The 20864-nt window shown below is 42.1% G+C and carries 14 protein-coding genes, 3 tRNA genes and 2 rRNA genes; 7 read left to right on the top strand and 12 right to left on the bottom strand.

Features of this window, described 5'->3' with window-relative positions; genetic code table 11:
- Positions 1–27 precede the first annotated feature (27 nt).
- Together PSM_RS00710 and PSM_RS00705 are read left to right on the top strand one after the other, a co-directional pair.
- Positions 28–2520: an alpha/beta hydrolase family protein gene (locus tag PSM_RS00710; protein WP_013463764.1), complete on the top strand. Its 2493-nt coding sequence runs from the start codon at positions 28–30 to the stop codon at positions 2518–2520.
- A gap of 165 nt (positions 2521–2685) precedes the next feature.
- Positions 2686–3390, top strand: coding sequence for a response regulator transcription factor (locus tag PSM_RS00705; RefSeq protein ID WP_013463763.1), 705 nt, complete (start codon positions 2686–2688; stop codon positions 3388–3390).
- On the opposite strand, the gene PSM_RS00700 is transcribed toward PSM_RS00705, so the two are convergent.
- From PSM_RS00700 to nudE, 7 genes are all read right to left on the bottom strand, one after another.
- The gene (locus PSM_RS00700; RefSeq protein ID WP_013463762.1) at positions 3387–4898 is read right to left on the bottom strand and encodes a YifB family Mg chelatase-like AAA ATPase; all 1512 of its coding nucleotides are present in this window, start codon (positions 4896–4898) and stop codon (positions 3387–3389) included. The genes PSM_RS00705 and PSM_RS00700 overlap by 4 nt on opposite strands.
- A 34-nt stretch (positions 4899–4932) precedes the next feature.
- Positions 4933–5547, bottom strand: a complete 615-nt coding sequence (locus PSM_RS00695) for a trimeric intracellular cation channel family protein (protein WP_013463761.1) — start codon at positions 5545–5547, stop codon at positions 4933–4935.
- Positions 5548–6020: 473 nt separating this feature from the next.
- Positions 6021–6097: transfer RNA gene (locus PSM_RS00690), tRNA-Met, on the bottom strand.
- 60 nt (positions 6098–6157) lie between these two features.
- Positions 6158–6234, bottom strand: a tRNA-Met gene (locus tag PSM_RS00685).
- Between the two features lie 82 nt (positions 6235–6316).
- Positions 6317–6393, bottom strand: a tRNA-Met gene (locus tag PSM_RS00680).
- A 141-nt stretch (positions 6394–6534) separates the two neighbouring features.
- Positions 6535–7332 (bottom strand): 3'(2'),5'-bisphosphate nucleotidase CysQ, encoded by a 798-nt coding sequence (cysQ, locus tag PSM_RS00675; RefSeq protein WP_013463760.1) that lies wholly within the window; start codon positions 7330–7332, stop codon positions 6535–6537.
- Positions 7325–7897 carry an ADP compounds hydrolase NudE gene (gene nudE, locus PSM_RS00670; RefSeq protein WP_024601288.1) on the bottom strand — a complete coding sequence of 191 codons (573 nt, stop codon included), beginning with the start codon at positions 7895–7897 and terminating at the stop codon, positions 7325–7327. Before nudE ends, cysQ begins: the two co-directional genes overlap by 8 nt.
- A gap of 286 nt (positions 7898–8183) precedes the next feature.
- Here nudE and yrfG point away from each other — a divergent pair, with 286 nt between their 5' ends.
- Positions 8184–8831, top strand: coding sequence for a GMP/IMP nucleotidase (yrfG, locus tag PSM_RS00665; protein WP_013463758.1), 648 nt, complete (start codon positions 8184–8186; stop codon positions 8829–8831).
- Positions 8832–9098: 267 nt separating this feature from the next.
- Here the strand turns inward: yrfG and PSM_RS00660 are convergent, their stop codons facing one another.
- The 3 genes from PSM_RS00660 to PSM_RS00650 form a co-directional block, all read right to left on the bottom strand.
- Positions 9099–9725 carry a dUTP diphosphatase gene (locus PSM_RS00660; RefSeq protein ID WP_013463757.1) on the bottom strand — a complete coding sequence of 209 codons (627 nt, stop codon included), beginning with the start codon at positions 9723–9725 and terminating at the stop codon, positions 9099–9101.
- A gap of 52 nt (positions 9726–9777) precedes the next feature.
- Positions 9778–10146 (bottom strand): YacL family protein, encoded by a 369-nt coding sequence (locus PSM_RS00655; protein WP_013463756.1) that lies wholly within the window; start codon positions 10144–10146, stop codon positions 9778–9780.
- Between the two features lie 112 nt (positions 10147–10258).
- On the bottom strand, positions 10259–10483 hold the full coding sequence (locus PSM_RS00650; protein ID WP_013463755.1) for a hypothetical protein: 225 nt from the start codon (positions 10481–10483) through the stop codon (positions 10259–10261).
- A gap of 315 nt (positions 10484–10798) precedes the next feature.
- Between PSM_RS00650 and uvrD the strand changes: the two genes are divergently transcribed.
- The 4 genes from uvrD to PSM_RS00630 are packed head-to-tail and all read left to right on the top strand — an operon-like array spanning position 10799 to position 17039.
- Positions 10799–12964 carry a DNA helicase II gene (gene uvrD, locus PSM_RS00645; protein WP_008108265.1) on the top strand — a complete coding sequence of 722 codons (2166 nt, stop codon included), beginning with the start codon at positions 10799–10801 and terminating at the stop codon, positions 12962–12964.
- Positions 12942–15032, top strand: coding sequence for a GNAT family N-acetyltransferase (locus tag PSM_RS00640; protein ID WP_013463754.1), 2091 nt, complete (start codon positions 12942–12944; stop codon positions 15030–15032). The genes uvrD and PSM_RS00640 overlap by 23 nt, the downstream gene beginning before the upstream one ends.
- Positions 15001–16125: an ABC transporter substrate-binding protein gene (locus PSM_RS00635; protein WP_013463753.1), complete on the top strand. Its 1125-nt coding sequence runs from the start codon at positions 15001–15003 to the stop codon at positions 16123–16125. Before PSM_RS00640 ends, PSM_RS00635 begins: the two co-directional genes overlap by 32 nt.
- A gap of 56 nt (positions 16126–16181) precedes the next feature.
- A complete protein-coding gene (locus tag PSM_RS00630; RefSeq protein WP_013463752.1) occupies positions 16182–17039 on the top strand; it encodes a hypothetical protein in 858 nt (285 codons plus the stop codon).
- A gap of 427 nt (positions 17040–17466) precedes the next feature.
- On the opposite strand, the gene rrf is transcribed toward PSM_RS00630, so the two are convergent.
- Together rrf and PSM_RS00620 are read right to left on the bottom strand one after the other, a co-directional pair.
- Positions 17467–17581 (bottom strand): 5S ribosomal RNA (gene rrf, locus PSM_RS00625).
- A 134-nt stretch (positions 17582–17715) separates the two neighbouring features.
- A 23S ribosomal RNA gene (locus PSM_RS00620) occupies positions 17716–20602 on the bottom strand.
- Positions 20603–20864: the final 262 nt, after the last annotated feature.

Here is a 20864-nt window from a genome sequence, read left to right as displayed (position 1 = left end):
AAATCTCCAATAACAATAGGCATAGCAATGAATTTAAGCGCACCTTGGCATCGTTACGCAAAACGTTTTACTCACTTGGCAGCCCTACTCACATTAAGTAGTTTGAGTTTAACGGCATTAGCTGCCCCACTCGATCAATCAAAAATTCAGTTTATCGGGCCTCTTGCAGAAGACATGCAAGCAAAGCCATTTCAAACACCGCATGGCGACGTGATTATCAATAATCTGCTTGCACAACTTGAATCAAACAAAGAAAGCTTTGTTGTGTTTGGTAAAAAGCACAAGTGGCAACCACTTGATAAAATTAACGCGCTTACTTTAGGCGGTTTACAAGCACTTAAATTTAATATTGAAACTAACCGATTTACTCAAGGCTCCTTAAACATTAAAGGAATAGAGCAAGGCCAGGTTTTTATTAACGGTGAGAAACAAAGTGGTGAAAACCAACGCTATCAGCTTGCTTTAAATAACGGCTCACACACCGTTATTGTCATTGCTCAACAGGTTGCTAATTGGAATGATGTCACCTTAGAGTTTGTGCCAAAAGCAGAAACTGACGCCGTGACCCTAACGACAAATAAGACCAAGCGCTTATCGGCTAAGCAATTGTTTGACGCCCCAACTATTAGCGGCTTGTCTTTGTCACCTGATGCTAAGCATTACTTAAGTACAACAAAGCGTTACAGCGATAAAACAGGCAACGACGCCATTACCACAACCGAGCTTAAAAATACTAATAACCAAACGGTATACCGATTTGAAGAAGCGCAGCCTAGCCAATTCACTTGGAGTCCTGATAATCAATTTTTAGTCTATTTACTCAACGGCGAATTAAAGCAGTTAAACCGTAAAACTTTCGCTATAAAAACCTTAGCCTCAGGCCTTGAGGGGGCAAGCAACTTTAGCTATTACAACGATAATAGTATTCTTTTTAGCTGGTCCAAATCACCTGAAAAAACCAATAGCCTCACTAAACATCATAAAGGCTTGCAAGACCGTTGGTCTTACGCCCGTACGGTTAGCCAATTATATTTACTCGATACCCACAGTGGTTTAACCAAAGCCCTGACCGAAGGCGTATTAAGCCATCAACTTGAAGATGCTAATAGCAACCGTGGAAAACTATTAATAAGTCGTCCAGTAATGGCCATGCAAGCCTCAACCCATCCAAAGACTGAGCTGGTTGAACTTACATTAAAATCCAACAGCATAAAATCGTTAGGTAAGTTTAAAACCTTTAATCAAGCGAAATATACCGCAAACAATATTTATGTTGTTGCAGGCCCTGATTTTAAAAATAGCGCAGGCAGAGTACTACCGCAAACTATGCTGGCGAATAATTATGATGGCCAGCTGTATTTACTAACCGATAACGCTAAAAAAGTAACGGCGTTAAGTAAACAATTTGACCCTGCGATTGGCACATTGGAAGTACTAAGCAATGGCGATGCGTTAATCAAAGTGACAGAAAAAGACACCCAACCACTGTATTTATATGATCTGAGTAAACAACGCTTTAAAAAGTTAGATACAGGGTTTGATATTGTAGAACAGTTTAGTTTTTCAAATACTCGCAATACCCAGCTACTGCTCTCTGGCAGTAATGCTTCAAGCGCCCAACAACTCAAGCGCTTTGACGTAAGCAAAAATAAGGTGGAGTTAATCTGGGATTCAAACCCGATTGCATATGCCAATACCACGATTCCTAAGCTTGAAGAATTTAACTTTACCAATAAGCGTGGCGTAGAAATATCTGGTCGTGTTTACTTGCCAAGTAATATTGATAAAACTAAAAAGCACCCTGCTCTGGTCTATTACTATGGTGGCACCTCACCTGTGACTCGTGGATTTACAGGGCGTTACCCTTTTAATTTATGGGCAGCAAACGGCTATGTGGTTTATGTGGTACAGCCAACTGGTGCAACGGGCTTTGGACAAACTTTTTCAGCGCAACATGTCAATGCGTGGGGCGATTATACCGCCGATGACATTATGCAAGGCACAGAGGCATTTTTAGCTAAATATGATTTTGTAGACAGAAGTAAAGTCGGTAATTTAGGGGCATCTTACGGTGGGTTTATGACGATGCTGCTTGCTACTAAAACCGATATGTTCAGCGCGTCTATTGCTCATGCGGGAATTTCAAACTTAACTTCTTACTGGGGTGAAGGATGGTGGGGATATTTATACTCAGGCGAAGCCTCTAAAAATAGTTTCCCGTGGAATAACTCTGAACTTTATAGCCAACATAGCCCAGTGTTTCATGCCGATAAAGTGACCACGCCATTACTGCTTATTCATGGTGACAGCGATACGAATGTGCCAGTAGGTGAAAGCTTAACTATGTACACCGCGCTAAAACTGCTAAATAAAGATGTTGAAATGATTGAGTACAAAGGAGCCGATCATCAAATATTTGCTCGCGATAAGCGCTTTAATTGGTGGAACACTATGTTGGCTTACTTTGATAAAAAGTTAAAAAATGAACCACAATGGTGGGATTCAATGTACGGCCAGTAGTCATTTAAATGCGCACTTAAAATAATTTATAAAAAGTGCGCAATACAAAGGTAATTTCATTATTCTTTTTTGTAATATAAAGTTACCGAAAAAAATTAAACTCTGTGTTATGCATGTAACGAATAATGCTAACATGCAAGGCTACTATTAAAAAAATAACAGACTATGGCAATTAATGTTTTATTGGTTGAAGATGACGAGCTGCTAGTAAAGCGCATCCAAAATCATTTTATAAATACCGAGTTCTCTATTGACGTTGACGCAACGGGTGCCGATGCTTTAAGCATGGTCAAAAGCCGTGTAAATCAGCGCAGTGCTATTTCCTTGGCAATTATTGATATTGTGCTGCCAAAGCGCAATGGTTTACAACTTGCCAAAGAGTTAAATACGCTCACCGATATTGGTGTTATTTTGTTATCGAGCCGTGACTCACAAGCTGATCGTATTGCTGGTCTTGCTCAAGGTGCCGATGACTATATTTGCAAGCCTGTCGATTTACTCGAGCTTGAGTTGAGAATGCGCGCTTTATACAAACGTATTGCAAACAATCAACACGACGATGACAGTGAAGAGTTTATCGAATACGCTGATTTTAAACTCCATCCAGATAACCGCACACTCATTACAGCCAGTGGGATTGAATCACGGCTCACCGAAGCAGAGCATAAAGTGCTTATTTGTTTAATCGGCAATGCCGGTAAAGCCACTTCACGTGAAAAAATATCAGAAGAAATTGGCCAGCCTGATTGGAGCCCCAACGATCGTACCGTAGACGTGTTAGTGGGTCGTTTACGTAAAAAGCTTAACGATGAGAAAGATCAAAAACGCATCGTCACCGTGCGTGGTAAAGGCTATATGCTATCTATTTAGTATTGGGTTAACTGCGATAATAAACGCTCAAACGCCCGATAATTAAGCGCTTCTTTAAGCTCATTTAAACTAATTTGTGGCGCGCCCTTTAAATCACTAATGGTACGCGCTACTTTTATCACTCTATGATAAGAGCGCGGCGATAACGCCAGCTTTTCACTGGCTCTAGCTAAAAACTGTAGCTCCGCAGCGGGTAACTCGCAGTATAAGCTCATTTCCTTGTTATTTAGCCGCGCATTCACTTTACCTTGGCGTTTTAATTGTATTGCATAAGCCGCTTCTACTCGCGCTCTCACTTCAGCACTGGTTTCTTCTGCAGTCGTACTTTGTAGCTCCACGCTGCTTAGTCTAGGGAGCTCAATTTGCAAATCAATTCTATCGATAAACGGTCCCGATACCCGCGATAAATAACGCATCACTTGATCAGGGGTCGCCCGTTTATCATGATGGCACCCTGTCGGGCTGGGATTAAGTGCTGCAATAAGCTGAAACTGTGCCGGAAATTCCATTTGTCTTGCCGCGCGCGAAATCGTCACGGTTCCGGTTTCCATGGGTTCTCGTAACGAGTCCAGTACTTTGCGCTCAAATTCAGGCAGCTCATCTAAAAATAATACGCCATTGTGCGCTAACGATATTTCACCGGGTTTAGGGTTAGACGAACCGCCTACCAGCGCAACTGCAGAGCAAGTGTGATGAGGATTTCGAAATGGTCGCTGACGCCAATTGGTTAAATCGATTGAGTGGCCAATAATGGAATACAAAGCAGCAGTATCAATGGCTTCATCATCTGACATGGTTGGCATTATTGTAGACATTCGTTGCGCAAGCATTGATTTGCCGGTTCCTGGTGGCCCTAAAAATAGTAGGTTATGTCCACCTGCGGCAGCAATTTCTAGTACTCGTTTAGCACCGGGTTGGCCTTTTACATCACTTAAATCGAGTAAAAAGTCTGGCGCTTGGGTACAGTCAGGGTAGGCAATATTCAATGGTAAAGGTTGTTGGTTGAGTAAGTCTCCCCACACCTCTTGTATAGAGCTTACCGCTTTTCGTTTTACACCGCTGACAAGGCTGGCCAAACTATCGTTTTCAAGAGGAAGAAAGCAACAACGGTTTTGCTCTTTAGCCCCGAGCACTGAGGGTAAAATAGCATTCACTGCACGTATTTCACCATTAAGTGCAAGCTCACCATAAAACTCATACTTATGAATATCAGGGCAGACTATTTGCCCCGATGCGACCAAAATGCCTACCGCAATCGCAAGGTCAAACCGCCCGCCGTCTTTTGGTAAATCGGCAGGTGCTAAATTAACGGTGATACGTTGATCGGGAAATCCAAATTGAGAGTTTTCAAGGGCGCTGCGTACTCTATCCTTGGCCTCTTTAACCGATGCTTCGGGTAAGCCGACAATATGAAATGCAGGTAAACCATTCCCTAAATGCACTTCAACCATAACCTCGGGGGCATTAATTCCTACTTGTGCGCGAGAAAATATACGGGCTAACGACATTCCTTATCCTAGTTAACTGCTGTATTAAACCAGTTTAGTCAGGATATTTAAAAACATGTAATATAATCTTCCATTTAATGGCCGAAAAGCGCAGCAATAAGGTCATTAACATACTCAAGATCATCGCCACTTCCACCGTTAAAGATAGGTTTATACCTAAGGTATACACAATACCACCAGCAATACAGGTAATAGCATAGAGCTCACCTTTGAGCAGCATAGGAATATCGCGGGCAAGCACATCGCGAATTAATCCACCAAAACAGGGGGTGATCACCGCCATAATAATAACCGTCATATCAGGCATACCGGCCAATTGCGCTTTTTGTGCTCCCATTACCGCAAAAAAGGCTAAACCAAATGCATCGGCTGTTTGTAAAACATAATAAGGAATCGATTTTTGTTTATTGATCAGTCGTGTTGTAACAAGCACTGCGGCTAAAATAGCATAGAAGTAGCTTTGGTCGTGTAACCAAAATACGGGTTGATCGAGTATCACATCGCGAACAGTACCGCCACCAATAGCCGTAACGGTTGCAAGCACAACCACACCAAAGCCATCCATTTTCTTTTCATAGGCAACCAAGGTGCCCGATATAGCAAATACCGCTACGCCAATTAAATCAAACCAGTGATAGAGTTCAGTCATAATTTTGATAACAAAAAGTTTTAAAGAGTTTAACGCATAGCATACTAAATATTCAGCAATAACACTTTCAAAAAGTAGAATTAGAAAAGAACAGCAGAAATACGTGTTAAAAATAGCGTGAGGGAATATGAATTTTAGGCATAAAAAAACACGCTTTAGGCGTGTCGATTTAATAAAACATGTTATTTCAGTGGTTGCGGGAGCCGGATTTGAACCAACGACCTTTGCTGGCTAATGGAGAGCTGAGACCGACGAGCTACCCATTTCACTGAATTTTAGGCATAAAAAAACACGCTTTAACGTGTCGATTTAATAAAACATGTTATTTCAGTGGTTGCGGGGAGCCGGATTTGAACCGACAACCTTTGCTAGCTAATGGAGAGCTGAGACCGACGAGCTACCCATTTCACTGAATTTTAGGCATAAAAAAACACTCTTGTAGAGTGTCGATTTAATAAAACATGTTATTTCAGTGGTTGCGGGAGCCGGATTTGAACCAACGACCTTCGGGTTATGAGCCCGACGAGCTACCAGACTGCTCCATCCCGCGCCTGAAATTGCAGATTTATTTATAGTTGCTTACATTACAACTTGGCTTCCAATGAAAAATTGGTTGCGGGAGCCGGATTTGAACCGACGACCTTCGGGTTATGAGCCCGACGAGCTACCAGGCTGCTCCATCCCGCGCCTGTATATTTTAAGTCTATCGACTACTTAATTTAATCTCTTAAGTTAGAGTTTACAGTAACCTAAAACCTCTAAAGGAAATTGGTTGCGGGAGCCGGATTTGAACCGACGACCTTCGGGTTATGAGCCCGACGAGCTACCAGGCTGCTCCATCCCGCGCCTGTAATTTCTTTGTAACAGTATCGTGTTATGCACAAGCCTGTTTCGAAGAGAGCGCTATAATATAGGAATAAACCTATAATGCAAGGTTTTACTAATTAAAAACGTTTAAGTGAACAAAAACCCATCAAACGGCTATTATTACACTAATCGCTGATGTGGGTTTATCATTTTTTGCCACTCCCAATCGGGATGCCCCATAACAATAAAGTCTGGGTTTTCTGTGCTTTCCCTTTGGTTATAGGTCAGAGGGTTAAACTCAGCATCGGTAATACACCCCCCAGCCTCTTCAACTATTACTTGTGATGCGCCAGTGTCCCATTCACCAGTGGGACCAATTCTTAAAAAGCAGTCAGCTTTCCCTTCAGCAACAATACAAGCTTTAAGCGAACATGAGCCTAAAGCCACCGTTGCAAATTGCGCATTTAAATACTGACTCACGGCTTCTATTTTTTGGCGGCGACTTACAGCCAAAGTTAAACTTTCGGGAGGCGCTACAAATATTTGTTTATCATGCTCGCCTTTACGCTTAAACGCCCCATTATTAGCGGTAGCAAAATAGGTCACGTCTTTTGCTGGCCAATGAATCACTCCCAATACAGGATGATTATTTTCTATCAGCGCAATATTAACGGCAAAGTCGCCGCTTTCTAATATAAATTCACCGGTGCCATCCATCGGATCAAGCAGCCAATAGCGTTGCCAGTGCTGCCTGTCTTCCAATGCTGGGATCGGCGTCTCTTCGGACATAATAGGAATATCGGGAGCTAGCGCTTTTAAGCCAGCAACAAGTACATCGTTTGCGGCTAAATCTGCTTTAGTAACTGGCGTATTGTCTGATTTTTCTTGTTGACCAATATCATCTTTTTTATAAATAGCCATAATTGCATCACCTGCACTTTGGGCAAGTGTTATGCATGGTTCAAGTAATTTATCCATTAGTCGCTCCTGAGGCTAAGTACTTATCTAATAATAGCAGAGCGGCAACACTACGTGCTTCAGTAAAGTCAGGTTGTTCTAATAGCGACTGCCACTGCGCAAGTGGCCATTTAACAAGCACTAATGGCTCTGGCTCATCACCTAATAGGGTTTCAGGGTATAAATCTTTAGCAAAGAGAATATGCATAGTGGCATTGAAATAACTAGGCGCCATAGTGACCGTTTTAAGTGCTTCAAAGTATTCAGCACCAAAGCCAATTTCTTCTTTGAGCTCTCGGTTTGCCGCTTGCTCAGGTGTTTCACCGGGGTCAATTAATCCTTTAGGGAAACCTAACTGATAATCATTGGTGCCGGCGCAATACTCTCGAACGAGTAGTAGTTCGTTTTCAGCTGTGATGGGTACAATCATAACGGCTCCACGGCCACCGCCGCGAATTCGTTCATACTGACGCTCTTCGTCATTTGAAAATTTTAGTTCTAAAGACTCCACAGTAAATAAGCGACTTTTAGCGACAACATTATTACTGAGAATTTGTGGTGGTGTTGGGTGCTTTTTCTGTGTCATGGGCATCAATTTGCTATCATTGCAGTTATACTAATCATATACCCAAATGAGTATAAGATGCGAGTTTCAGTTTGAATTAAAAGCAATTTAAATGCAGAATTAATCATAAAATATCTTACCCGTAGTTAAGGTTAAATATTTATCTGGCGTTATTGAATTCGCCCTTAATATTTCATCATTGGGTATATGTTTTTAAAGTTCAATTAACAGAGCCCATTATATTTCGCTTGCAAGCATTTCATCGCAACGTAGTCATTTAACGCCTCAATTTCCACAAGGATATATCATGCTCAATTGGTCAAAAATCGATACTGTATTACTCGACATGGACGGGACTTTACTTGATTTACATTACGACACTGACTTTTGGCTCAATGTTGTTCCACAACAACATGCTCTGGCTCAAAATATCAGTTTTGAGGCAGCCCGCGCAGATATCTTAAAACGCTATCAGGCTGTGAGTGGCAAAATTCAGTGGTACTGCTCTGACTATTGGGAAGCACAGCTAAACTTACCTATTCTCGAACTAAAGCGCCAGTCTGCTCACTTAATCAAAATTCGTGAAGACGTTCCGCATTTTTTAACTGAACTTCGACGTGCAGGTAAAGAACTCATTTTACTTACCAATGCTCATCCAGAATGCGTAATGCTTAAATTTGAACATACCGCCATTGATAACTACTTAGACGGGGTGGTGTCAACGCATGAATATGGGGTAAGTAAAGAGCAACAAAGTTTATGGCACAAGGTTCAAGGGGATTTAGGGTTTGATAAACGCCGCACATTATTTGTAGATGACAGCTTACCGGTATTAAATGCCGCACGAAAATACGGCATTGAGCATTTACTTGCGGTTGCTAACCCGAATAGCCAGCAACCACATAACGAAATAACCGATTACTTAAGCGTCACCGATTACCGTAAGCTTATTTAGGGTCTGTTGATCTTTCAAGGTTAAATTTGCAGCAGTCTGTTTGGTATTTAGGCAAGGCAGAGCCTATGTGGTGTGGTTATTCCCCATAAATAGGCGATAACGCAGCATCAATGCCAAACAGGCGCTGCCCGAAGGGTTCTGCCTAGGGGCGATTTACTCTTTGTTGCTCGGTTTTTACTTAGCCCACTAGGTTACAAACCTCGCGTCGCGATTAAACCGCCCCTAGTTTGAACAAATTGTAATCCGCAAAGGTCAACAGACCCTGGCTTATTCGCCCTGAGGGTAACGCGCTACTAAGCCTTGATATACCTGTTTTGCAAAATCTGCATGCTCAGTATCAAGGCTTTTAACTACTTCAACTAAGTGTTCGTTATCTTCTTTGCCATGCCACACTTTAATGTAACTACCCTCTTTGTAACCATGATCCTGACGGAAGAAGTTCAGCGTATTTTTACCCACATAGCCACGATATAAATCATCAATATCCATACCGATTTGTGCCATACAACCGGCAAAAGCAGCCGCGTTAAAGGTTTTATTGGCAACCGCACTGGCTGCTAATAATTCAAGCGTTTGTTTAAAATCATCACCTTGCTGTGGGGCGCTCATTTGAGTTTGTAGCTGTGTTGCTATTTGCTCGTAGCTGGTCTCACCGTCGATACGTAGCGATAAACCAAAATGAAAAATATCAACCAGCTCTAAAATTACTTGCTCAGTATCTGGGGTTTGTTTTTTCCACCATTTCCAACCGTAATGATCCAGCATTTCTGCACATTCAACCCAAATAGCTCTATACCACTCAAAGCCTTGACTAAACCATTGCTCATGTACTTTGGTATTCATGGCATTTTGCATTTCTAGCATAACAACTAGTTTGTTTAAATTCGCAGACATATTGGTTCCACTGTTGGATTTATAATTAGGGTAATAATACAGATAATATAACTTAACGACCAGCCGAAAACTCATGCCACGAATTGATCAGGTCAACAAAGTCTTCAAAACCACAACCACTGCTTAAATCATTCTCTTCAAGCATGAGTTCATCATCTTGGTAGGCTAATATATCTTCGTTATCTTGATGCAGCGCATGCGCTTCAAATAACGCTTCATCTTTAGAAAGAATTAGGTCAATTTCTTGGCCTTTAAGTGTTACCGGCTCAAAGCTTGAACTCACCGAGCTAATAAGTGCCTGCACCATAGCCACTTTGTCTTTGCCTATTTCTTCATTTAACCAACGGCCTATAATCGCGTGCTCGCTGCTAATTTTAATTCTTAACCCACTAATAGGATCGCGAATGAATTGGTATTCCATAACTTTATTCCAGTACTGCTAATACAACAGATTATAACCTAATCAGCTATGAATAATGAAAGCCAGATACAAAAATAGCGCCGCAAGGCGCTATTTAGCATCATCAATTTAGCTAACCACCTGAGCGATAGCGTGCAGCATCAATAATTGCCCATAAATGGAATACGGCTCCAATTACGGCTGGAACCACTAAAAACCATAACGCATAGCCGCCAAAAACCAGAATTGCAAAAACAAGTGCCGCTAAAATACGGCCCTGCACCAACTGCCCTAAACCGGGGAAAAAAATATTACATAATGCTGCAATTACGTTACCGCCAGAACCTTGTTGAGACATACTAACCTCTGTAGTTTAATTAATTTTGTATTTGTACTTATTATTTATACTTACACACTTTATGCCAATTTATTAAGGCTTACAAATCATACAGTTAAATTATTACGAATTTATCAGTTTAGTATTTTTTGCCAAAAATAAGTCAAATTAGCAATTTTGAATAGCTATTTTAGTTACTTGCTCAGTTTATACTGTTAACTATTCAACAACTTAAATACGTATTTTATAAATAGCTGTTTATAAAAACAGTATTTTATTTAGCCTAACAAAAACACCTGTTATACTGCTCTCATTATTGATTAAAAAGGCGTAACGATGGACGTTTCAGAATTACTCGATGGCTTAAATGATAAACAACGCGATGCCGTTGCAGCGCCATTACAAAACATGCTGGTATTAGCAGGAGCAGGTTCAGGTAAAACTCGAGTATTGGTTCATCGTATTGCCTGGTTAATGCAAGTAGAGCAAGCCTCTGCCTATAGTATTTTTGCGGTAACCTTTACTAATAAAGCCGCTAAAGAAATGCGCTCACGGGTTGAAGAAACATTAAAAGCCCCTGTAGGCGGCATGTGGATTGGTACTTTCCATGGTTTATCGCACCGAATTTTGCGTGCACATCACCGTGAAGCAAACTTACCAGAAGCCTTTCAAATTTTAGACTCTGACGATCAGCTTCGTATGATCAAGCGCTTATTAAAATCGATGAATATTGATGATAAAAAATGGCCGGCAAAGCAGTTTGGTTGGTACATAAGCGCTAAAAAAGATGAAGCTCTGCGCCCTAAAGATATTCAGGCATACGATATTAACGAGCAAATGATGCTGCGTGTTTACGCGGCCTATCAAGAAGCTTGTGATAGAGCGGGCCTAGTTGATTTTGCAGAAATATTACTACGTAGCTATGAGGTTCTTAAAAATAACCCAACCTTGCTGCGTCATTATCAGCAGCGCTTTGCGCACATGCTTGTAGACGAGTTTCAAGATACCAATACTATTCAGTATGCGTGGTTAAAACTACTTGCGGGCGATACCAGCAGCATCATGATTGTAGGCGATGATGACCAAAGTATTTATGGTTGGCGCGGCGCAAAAATAGAAAACATTAAACGCTTTTTAACCGATTTTGATGCAGAGACGATTCGCCTTGAGCAAAACTATCGCTCGACTGCCACTATTCTTAAAGCCTCAAACGCGTTAATTCAAAATAACTCCGAGCGAATGGGTAAAAGTTTATGGACCGATGGTAACGACGGTGAACCTATTTCTATTTATGCTGCTTTTAATGAGCTAGATGAAGCGCGCTTTGTGAGTAGCAAATTACGTAGCTGGCTTAATGCGGGTAATGCACTTCAAGATGCGGCTATTTTATATCGTAGTAATGCGCAATCGCGGGTACTTGAAGAAGCAATGCTACAAGAAGGTTTAAAATACCGAATTTATGGCGGTATGCGATTCTTCGAACGCCAAGAAATTAAAGATGCTCTTTCATACTTACGCTTAGTGGGTAACCGCCAAGATGATGCGGCATTTGAGCGTGTTATTAATACGCCCGCCCGCGGCATTGGCGATAAAACATTAAGCCATATACGTGACTGCGCTCGCGCTGAATCTTTGCCGCTTTGGTATGCTGCTAAAGCCATTGTAGAGCAACAGCATTTATCGGGTCGCGCTTCTGGAGCTGTTGCCAAGTTTGTTGAGTTAATTGAACATATTGAAGATAAGATTAGTGACTTAACGCTGCACGAGCAGGCTAAATATGCCATTCAAACCTCAGGGTTAATGGCAATGTATCAGGCTGAAAAAGGTGAAAAAGGCCGTGCTCGGGTTGAAAACTTAGAAGAATTAATTAGCGCCTGCGATCAATATGAACTCCCTGAAGAGGAAGAATTCAGTTCACCACTACAAGGCTTTTTAGCCTACACCTCGCTTGAATCAGGTGAAGGGCAAGCTGATGAACATGAAGATGCGGTACAAATGATGACGCTTCACTCAGCTAAAGGCTTAGAGTTTCCGCTGGTATTTATGGTCGGTGTTGAAGAGGGCATGTTCCCATCACAACAAAGTAATGAAGAAACGGGCCGTTTAGAAGAAGAACGCCGCCTTTGTTATGTAGGTATGACCCGTGCTATGGATAAACTGTATATAAGCCACGCAGAAAGCCGCCGTTTATATGGTCAAGAAAAATACCACAGCCCATCGCGTTTTTTACGTGAAATACCCGAAGACTGCGTAGAAGAAATTCGCATTAAAACCCAGGTTTCTCGCCCGCCAGCAGCTGGTCGCTTTAGTGCATCGGTTAGCCATGCCGCCTTTGAAGAAAGCGGGTTTAATTTAGGTCAACGGGTGCTACATGCAAAATTTGGCATTGGTACGGTGCTTAATTACGAAGGCAGTGGCGCACAATCGCGAGTACAAGTTAACTTTGACGACTTAGGTAGTAAGTGGTTAGTAACAGCTTATGCAAGACTACAAGCCGTTTAACCGCGTTATAGAGCATCTGCAACAGCAGCTAACGAATGCTAAACATCGTCAGTTACTGTTGCTTACAGGCGATAAAAATTGGTGTTATGAGCAATGCACTCAGCTGCTTGCTCAATTACAGCAACCCTCTTTTGTTCTTTCTAAAAACACAAATTTAGTTAATGCACATTGGCCAGAGCATACCCATCAAATTTTAGGGCAAGAATGCGCCCATGCTGTTTATGATGGCTACAGTGGACTGGTGCCAGATAAACTAGCAGCCTTAGCGGGCGTAGTTCAAGCGGGTGGCTTTTTAATTGTATTACTTCCACCGCTCGAATCACTTGAACATTGGTGCGATCCTGCGCTGCCATTATTTCAATCATTTGGACAAGCGCATCAATACAGCTTTTTTAATCAACGCTTAAAGCACTTACTGAGCAACGCCTCCTTATTACATTTTAATCAACAAGATGGCTGGGTTACTCTTGCCGACATTGATTCATCAGCAGGTACAATAGATTTTACCGAGCAACAACAATGTGTTGAATTAATAAAAAAAACCGCGCACGGACGGGCAAATAGACCATTATTGATTAATGCTGATCGGGGACGGGGTAAATCAGCGGCATTAGGGATTGCCGCAAGCGAGCTCAGCGATAAAAAAATCCTCATCAGCTCTATGCAATTTCGCGCATTGCACAGCAGCTTTAAACATTTAGCAAACGCACTTAATTTGGAGTATCAAGCAGGCAATAAATGCATTGCAAACATGCAATATATTGCACCTGATCAGCTACTTAACGAACAGCCTGAGTGTGACTTGCTATTAATTGATGAAGCGGCAGCAATCCCTGTTCCAATGCTCATAAAACTACTCCACCTTTATCCTCGCGTGGTATTTTCAAGCACCATGGTTGGCTATGAAGGCAATGGTCGCGGCTATATTCTAAAGTTTACTCGCTACATTAAAACGCATTTTAAAAATATGCGCAGTATGACTATTGAGCAGCCTATTCGCTTTGCAAAGCAGGATCCATTAGAGCAGCGCATTCGCACGTTATTAGCCTTAGATGCTGAACATCACAGCGTCACCTTACACTCTACTCCTTTGCAATTTAAGCAGTTACAGGCACATCAACTTGCTAGTAACGAGTCACTACTTTATCAAGTGATTGGGTTGCTAACGCTGGCACATTATCAAACCAGTGTGAATGATTTACGCCACTTACTAGACGCCACTAAACAACATGTATTTGTTTGCCAACAAGGTGATAATATTCTCGGTGTCTGTTTAATTGCGATTGAAGGTGGGTTTAATGCCGCCATGAGCAATGAAATAGCACAAGGAAAGCGCAGGCCTCAAGGTCACTTAATGGCACAAACGTTAGCACAATTGAGTTTTAATGCTGATGTTTTAAAACAACACTGCGCCCGCGTGGTGCGTATTGCCATTGATCCACAGCATCACAACAAAAAAATAGGCACACAGTTACTTAAATACTGTGAACAGCAATTGCAGAGCGAGTGTCATTGGTTTGGTGCCAGCTTTGGTGGCAATGCGCAATTACTCAGTTTTTGGCAAAGTAATGGCTTTGATTTAGTTAAACTCGGTTTTCAAAAAGATAAGGCAACGGGCGAGCACAGTGCATTAGTTGTTAAAAGCTTAACTAAAAGTGACCAACTAGTAGAGCAATTAGTAGCACAGTTTGAAGCCGATTTCCCTTTGCAACTACTCGATCACTATAGTCAGCTTGATTATCAACTGGTCGCGAAAATTGTCTCTCATTTTAATACTCATACTGGCAGTATCACTGAGCAATTAAGATTAAAGTCTATGTTAACAAGTGACTACCAGCTTTTTAATATAAAACCATTGCTCTGGCGACGTTTTTGGGCATTGCCGTATAGCTTGCCAACCGATGACGATAATTTCCAATATGTTTTTATTAGGCTAGTATTACAAAATTGGACACCGAAAAATATCCAAAGTCAGTTAGGTTTGAATGGCACAAAGTCATTTAATACATTATTTAAAAAGGCTGTAAATAATTGGTATGAGCGCATTTCGCATAATAGCAAACCTTAACATTGTCCTTATAGCATTAGTGCTTGGGCAAACTTTCGCGCATGCCGAGCAAACCAACAACAAAGTAATTAAGCTGGGCATGTCTACTGCACTGACTGGCCCTGCTAAAAATATTGGCCAACAGTTACATAAAGGTAGCAGCGTTTATTTTGACAAAGTTAATAACGCTGGCGGCATTAATGGCGCTAAGGTGCTACTTTTAGTGGCTGACGATCACTATGAACCCAAACAAACAGTTAATAATACTCGTGAGTTTATTTACACAAATAAAGTTGATACCCTGTTTGGTGCCATGGGTACCCCAACCAGCCATGCAATTATACCTTTACTAGAACAATCAAAAATTCCGTTCTTAATGCCTTTTAGCGGGGCGAGCTTTCTACGTGAAAAACCGTCAGTTAAAGCATTTAACTTAAGAGCAAGCTATAACGACGAAGCACAAGAACAAATCAAATACCTCGTTGAAGAGCATAAACATACTAAAATAGGGCTGTTTATACAGGCTGACGAATTTGGCTTATATGTAGAATCAGGACTAAGAGAAGCACTCGCTAAATATAACCTTACACCGGTAATAGTTGCTCGCTACAAACGCAATAGCCAAGATGTGGAGTCGGCACTTAATACCTTAAAATTAAGCGGAGTTACGGCAATCTGTTTAGTCGGCACTTATGAACCACTCTCTGAGTTTATTAATAGCGCCCAAAAGCAAGGGTTTAATCCTGAATATACTAGCGTTTCGTTTGTACCCAGCTTTGACTTATTTGATGAAGTAAACTCACCCTCACATATTATGGTAACGGAGATTGTTCCAAACCCACTAAATTGTAACGATAATTTTTGTACTGAGTTTTTAGCCGATATGCAAGCGAGCAACATTAAAAAACCGAGTCGTCTTCATTTTGAGGGTTATATTAACGCTATGGCATTTAGCAAAGCAGCGAAAAACTGTCAATTCCCCCTTCAGCAATCCTGCCTGATGAATGAGCTTAATTCTTTATTAGTAACCGATACACTTATCCAAAAGTTATTCATAAATACTGAAAACAACAATAAACGTAATGTTTATCGCTCTTATTATGTGAATAAATAAATACCTTGCAAATATTGTTCTATCCTTAGTATACAAACTTAGTATGTGAGGAAGCCATGGACTTAATTAATTTTAAAGTGGGTTATAAAACCATTTCACTTAAGATTCTTGATATCTTATTAACGGAACAATTTCATAATAACCTCACGGTGCTGCCTAACGATAACAAGAGCTTCCTAGGCGTTAAAGATTATATGGGGATCCCAACCCCAGTATTTGACTTAGGAATAATTTTAAATGGCGTGTCTACAGAGCACAGTAACCGAGATGCGTTAAAGCAACTTAAATCTTGGCAAAAACAACTCAATACGTGGTTTAATCAATTAGAACAAGCGTTACTAAGTTCGCAAAATTCGTTAAATACGAGTCAATGTGAGCTTGCTGACTTTGAACAATTTTATATGGAATTTAAAACCGATAACGACGAATTAAAAAGTACGATGTCACGCTTTAATGAGCCGTTTAAATCACTTTTACAAAAAGTAGAAGACGCTATTAAAGTACATAAACAAAAAAATAGTAAACAAGTCCTCATACAGCTTGAAATTGTAAAGCGCCATGAGCTGATTCAATTAGAGCGCTTATTTGAATCAGCCAAAGAGCAAATAACCTTAGACTATAAACCGATTATTGTTTTTACAACAAAAGATGGGATGACCCCGCATGTTGGCTTATTAGTTGATAAAGTAGAAGATAATATTGAATATAGACAAGAAGATATAAAACCTCTCGATAAGTTGACTGAAATAGGCTTTGATATTGATCCACAAACAAGAAATATGATGCATGGATTAATTAAGCTAGCCGATAAACACAGCGTACTTATTTATCCAAGCGCTATATTTAAACCCAAAGAACTTCAAGCTTCTAACAACACACAAGAGCATGAAACCGAAGCCTATGGACTGTTCTAAGCTAATTATTTGTTATAAACAACACTTATTAACAAAAGTTCGGTTGGTAGGCTTTAGGCGCTGATTCTTTTACTTTTACCTAATACCTTTCACCTCGAACCTGCATTTTCACTTTCCTGCAGACGTAAAAAAACCCGTCACATTGCTGTAACGGGTTTCTCTTATTTGGAGCCTGGTAATGTCGTAGTGCCCACCGCGGTAGAGAGCCACACTACAAGGTACACTTATGTTTTTTAATGGGATGAATTGGACTCTGAGGTAGTCGGTGCGTTCTTTTACCCATGAGTTTCGTAATACTCAACCCATGCTACGAAGTACAGGTTGACACTGTGCAACTGATAGCTGACGGCTGATAGCTAATATTTTTACTTTCCTGCAGACAACAAAAAACCCGTCACATCGCTGTAACGGGTTTCTCTTATTTGGAGCCTGGTAATGTCCTACTTTCACATAGCAAATGCTACACTATCATCGGCGCTGTTTCGTTTCACTACTGAGTTCGGCATGGGGTCAGGTGGGTCCAAAACGCTATTGTCACCAAGCAAATTTGGTGTAAGGTCGATTTAATCAAGCTTACTAAAATTTGGAATTCTGATAATAAAGAGTAATCAAGTATCTACTTTAGTTATATTAACTTCTGCGCTTAAACTATCACATAAAACGCGTTTGGCGTTGTATGGTTAAGCCTCACGGGTAATTAGTACAAGTTAGCTTAATGGCTCACACCACTTCCACATCTTGCCTATCAACGTTGTAGTCTTCAACGGCCCTTCAGAGACTTTAAAAGTCTAGTGAGAACTCATCTCGAGGCCTGCTTCGCGCTTAGATGCTTTCAGCGCTTATCAGTTCCGAACGTAGCTACCGGGCAATGCCATTGGCATGACAACCCGAACACCAGCGGTTCGTTCACTCCGGTCCTCTCGTACTAGGAGCAACCCCTCTCAATTCTCAAACGCCCACGGCAGATAGGGACCGAACTGTCTCACGACGTTCTAAACCCAGCTCGCGTACCACTTTAAATGGCGAACAGCCATACCCTTGGGACCGACTTCAGCCCCAGGATGTGATGAGCCGACATCGAGGTGCCAAACACCGCCGTCGATATGAACTCTTGGGCGGTATCAGCCTGTTATCCCCGGAGTACCTTTTATCCGTTGAGCGATGGCCCTTCCATTCAGAACCACCGGATCACTATGACCTACTTTCGTACCTGCTCGACGTGTCTGTCTCGCAGTTAAGCTGGCTTCTACCATTACACTAACCGTACGATGTCCGACCGTACTTAGCCAACCTTCGTGCTCCTCCGTTACTCTTTGGGAGGAGACCGCCCCAGTCAAACTACCCACCAGGCACTGTCCGTAACCCCGATTCAGGGGCCAACGTTAGAACATCAAAACTACAAGGGTGGTATTTCAAGGACGACTCCACAAAAACTAGCGTCTCTGCTTCTAAGTCTCCCACCTATCCTACACATGTAGGTTCAATGTTCAGTGCCAAGCTGTAGTAAAGGTTCACGGGGTCTTTCCGTCTAGCCGCGGGTACACAGCATCTTCACTGCGATTTCAATTTCACTGAGTCTCGGGTGGAGACAGCGTGGCCATGGTTACACCATTCGTGCAGGTCGGAACTTACCCGACAAGGAATTTCGCTACCTTAGGACCGTTATAGTTACGGCCGCCGTTTACCGGGGCTTCGATCAAGAGCTTCTCCGAAGATAACCCCATCAATTAACCTTCCGGCACCGGGCAGGTGTCACACCGTATACGTCATCTTGCGATTTTGCACAGTGCTGTGTTTTTAATAAACAGTCCCAGCCACCTGGTCACTGCGGCTCCAATCAGCTTAAAGAGCAAGTCTCATCACCAATCGGAGCGTACCTTCTCCCGAAGTTACGGTACGATTTTGCCTAGTTCCTTCACCCGAGTTCTCTCAAGCGCCTTAGTATTCTCTACCTGACCACCTGTGTCGGTTTGGGGTACGATTCGGTATAATCTGAAGCTTAGAGGCTTTTCCTGGAAGTATGGCATCAGCAACTTCATCACCTTGGTGACTCGTCTCGTGTCTCAGCCTAACAGCAACCCGGATTTACCTAAGTCACTAGCCTACACACTTTCACATGGACTACCATCGCCATGCTTGCTTAGCCTGCTCCGTCCCCCCATCGCAATTATACCAAGTACGGAAATATTAATCCGTTTCCCATCGACTACGCCTTTCGGCCTCGCCTTAGGGGTCGACTTACCCTACCCTGATTAACATGGGATAGGAACCCTTGGTCTTCCGGCGTGCGGGTTTTTCACCCGCATTATCGTTACTCATGTCAGCATTCGCACTTCTGATACGTCCAGCATACCTCCCGGTACACCTTCAACCGCTTACAGAACGCTCCCCTACCACTCAAAATAAATTTTGAATCCGCAGCTTCGGTGCATAGTTTAGCCCCGTTACATCTTCCGCGCAGACCGACTCGACCAGTGAGCTATTACGCTTTCTTTAAAGGATGGCTGCTTCTAAGCCAACCTCCTGGCTGTCTGGGCCTTTCCACATCGTTTCCCACTTAACTATGACTTTGGGACCTTAGCTGGCGGTCTGGGTTGTTTCCCTCTTCACGACGGACGTTAGCACCCGCCGTGTGTCTCCCGGATATTACTTTACGGTATTCGGAGTTTGCAAAGGGTTGGTAAGTCGGGATGACCCCCTAGCCTTAACAGTGCTCTACCCCCGTAAGTATTCGTCCGAGGCTCTACCTAAATAGATTTCGGGGAGAACCAGCTATCTCCCGGTTTGATTAGCCTTTCACTCCTAACCACAGGTCATCCCCTAACTTTTCAACGTTAGTGGGTTCGGTCCTCCAGTTGATGTTACTCAACCTTCAACCTGCCCATGGCTAGATCACCGGGTTTCGGGTCTATACCTTGCAACTATTCGCCCAGTTAAGACTCGGTTTCCCTACGGCTACCCTAATCGGTTAACCTCGCTACAAAATATAAGTCGCTGACCCATTATACAAAAGGTACGCAGTCACCCAACAAGTGGGCTCCTACTGCTTGTACGTACACGGTTTCAGGTTCTATTTCACTCCCCTCACAGGGGTTCTTTTCGCCTTTCCCTCACGGTACTGGTTCACTATCGGTCAGTTGGGAGTATTTAGCCTTAGATGATGGTCCACCTATATTCAGTCAAAGTTTCACGTGCTCCGACCTACTCGATTTCACTTAAAATGCATTTTCATGTACGGGACTATCACCCTGTATCGTGGCACTTTCCAGAGCCTTCCATTAACACATAATAAGCTTAAGGGCTGTTCCGATTTCGCTCGCCGCTACTATCGGAATCTCGGTTGATTTCTTTTCCTACGGGTACTTAGATGTTTCAGTTCTCCGCGTTCGCCTCGTTAACCTATGTATTCAGTTAACGATACCTGCAAGCAGGTGGGTTTCCCCATTCGGAAATCCTAGTCTCAAGTGCTTTTTACTAGCTTGACTAGGCTTATCGCAAGTTAATACGTCCTTCATCGCCTCCAACTGCCAAGGCATCCACCGTGTACGCTTAGTCACTTAACCATACAACCCAAACGGGTCTTTGTTTTGTGACAGTTTAACTTCGCCAGAAGTTAATATTGAATACTAAAGTAGATACCAATCAATAAACGTAAACGTTCATTAAATGGCACTGAATGATACTGCTATCATTCTTTTTTACTTTTGAAAACTCTGTACAAATACAATGTATTCATACGAATTTTATTATCAGCTTTTCCAAATTTTTAAAGAGCATATTAATTAGTCAACCCAAAGGGTAAAACTAACTAACAATCATCTGTGT

This window comes from Pseudoalteromonas sp. SM9913 (genome assembly GCF_000184065.1).
In the GTDB taxonomy this organism is placed as follows: domain Bacteria; phylum Pseudomonadota; class Gammaproteobacteria; order Enterobacterales; family Alteromonadaceae; genus Pseudoalteromonas; species Pseudoalteromonas tetraodonis.
This window is presented reverse-complemented; position numbering and strand designations above follow the sequence as displayed.

What these genes read in the sequence shown, in the direction of transcription:
- PSM_RS00630 (WP_013463752.1), top strand. Translation starts at nt 16,182, where the DNA reads ATGGACTTAATTAATTTTAAAGTGGGTTATAAAACCATTTCACTTAAG.
- PSM_RS00650 (WP_013463755.1), bottom strand. Translation starts at nt 10,483, where the DNA reads ATGTCTCAACAAGGTTCTGGCGGTAACGTAATTGCAGCATTATGTAAT.
- PSM_RS00700 (WP_013463762.1), bottom strand. Translation starts at nt 4,898, where the DNA reads ATGTCGTTAGCCCGTATATTTTCTCGCGCACAAGTAGGAATTAATGCC.
- PSM_RS00695 (WP_013463761.1), bottom strand. Translation starts at nt 5,547, where the DNA reads ATGACTGAACTCTATCACTGGTTTGATTTAATTGGCGTAGCGGTATTT.
- PSM_RS00660 (WP_013463757.1), bottom strand. Translation starts at nt 9,725, where the DNA reads ATGTCTGCGAATTTAAACAAACTAGTTGTTATGCTAGAAATGCAAAAT.
- uvrD (WP_008108265.1), top strand. Translation starts at nt 10,799, where the DNA reads ATGGACGTTTCAGAATTACTCGATGGCTTAAATGATAAACAACGCGAT.
- PSM_RS00705 (WP_013463763.1), top strand. Translation starts at nt 2,686, where the DNA reads ATGGCAATTAATGTTTTATTGGTTGAAGATGACGAGCTGCTAGTAAAG.
- yrfG (WP_013463758.1), top strand. Translation starts at nt 8,184, where the DNA reads ATGCTCAATTGGTCAAAAATCGATACTGTATTACTCGACATGGACGGG.
- cysQ (WP_013463760.1), bottom strand. Translation starts at nt 7,332, where the DNA reads ATGGATAAATTACTTGAACCATGCATAACACTTGCCCAAAGTGCAGGT.
- PSM_RS00635 (WP_013463753.1), top strand. Translation starts at nt 15,001, where the DNA reads ATGAGCGCATTTCGCATAATAGCAAACCTTAACATTGTCCTTATAGCA.
- PSM_RS00640 (WP_013463754.1), top strand. Translation starts at nt 12,942, where the DNA reads ATGCAAGACTACAAGCCGTTTAACCGCGTTATAGAGCATCTGCAACAG.
- PSM_RS00710 (WP_013463764.1), top strand. Translation starts at nt 28, where the DNA reads ATGAATTTAAGCGCACCTTGGCATCGTTACGCAAAACGTTTTACTCAC.
- PSM_RS00655 (WP_013463756.1), bottom strand. Translation starts at nt 10,146, where the DNA reads ATGGAATACCAATTCATTCGCGATCCTATTAGTGGGTTAAGAATTAAA.
- nudE (WP_024601288.1), bottom strand. Translation starts at nt 7,897, where the DNA reads ATGACACAGAAAAAGCACCCAACACCACCACAAATTCTCAGTAATAAT.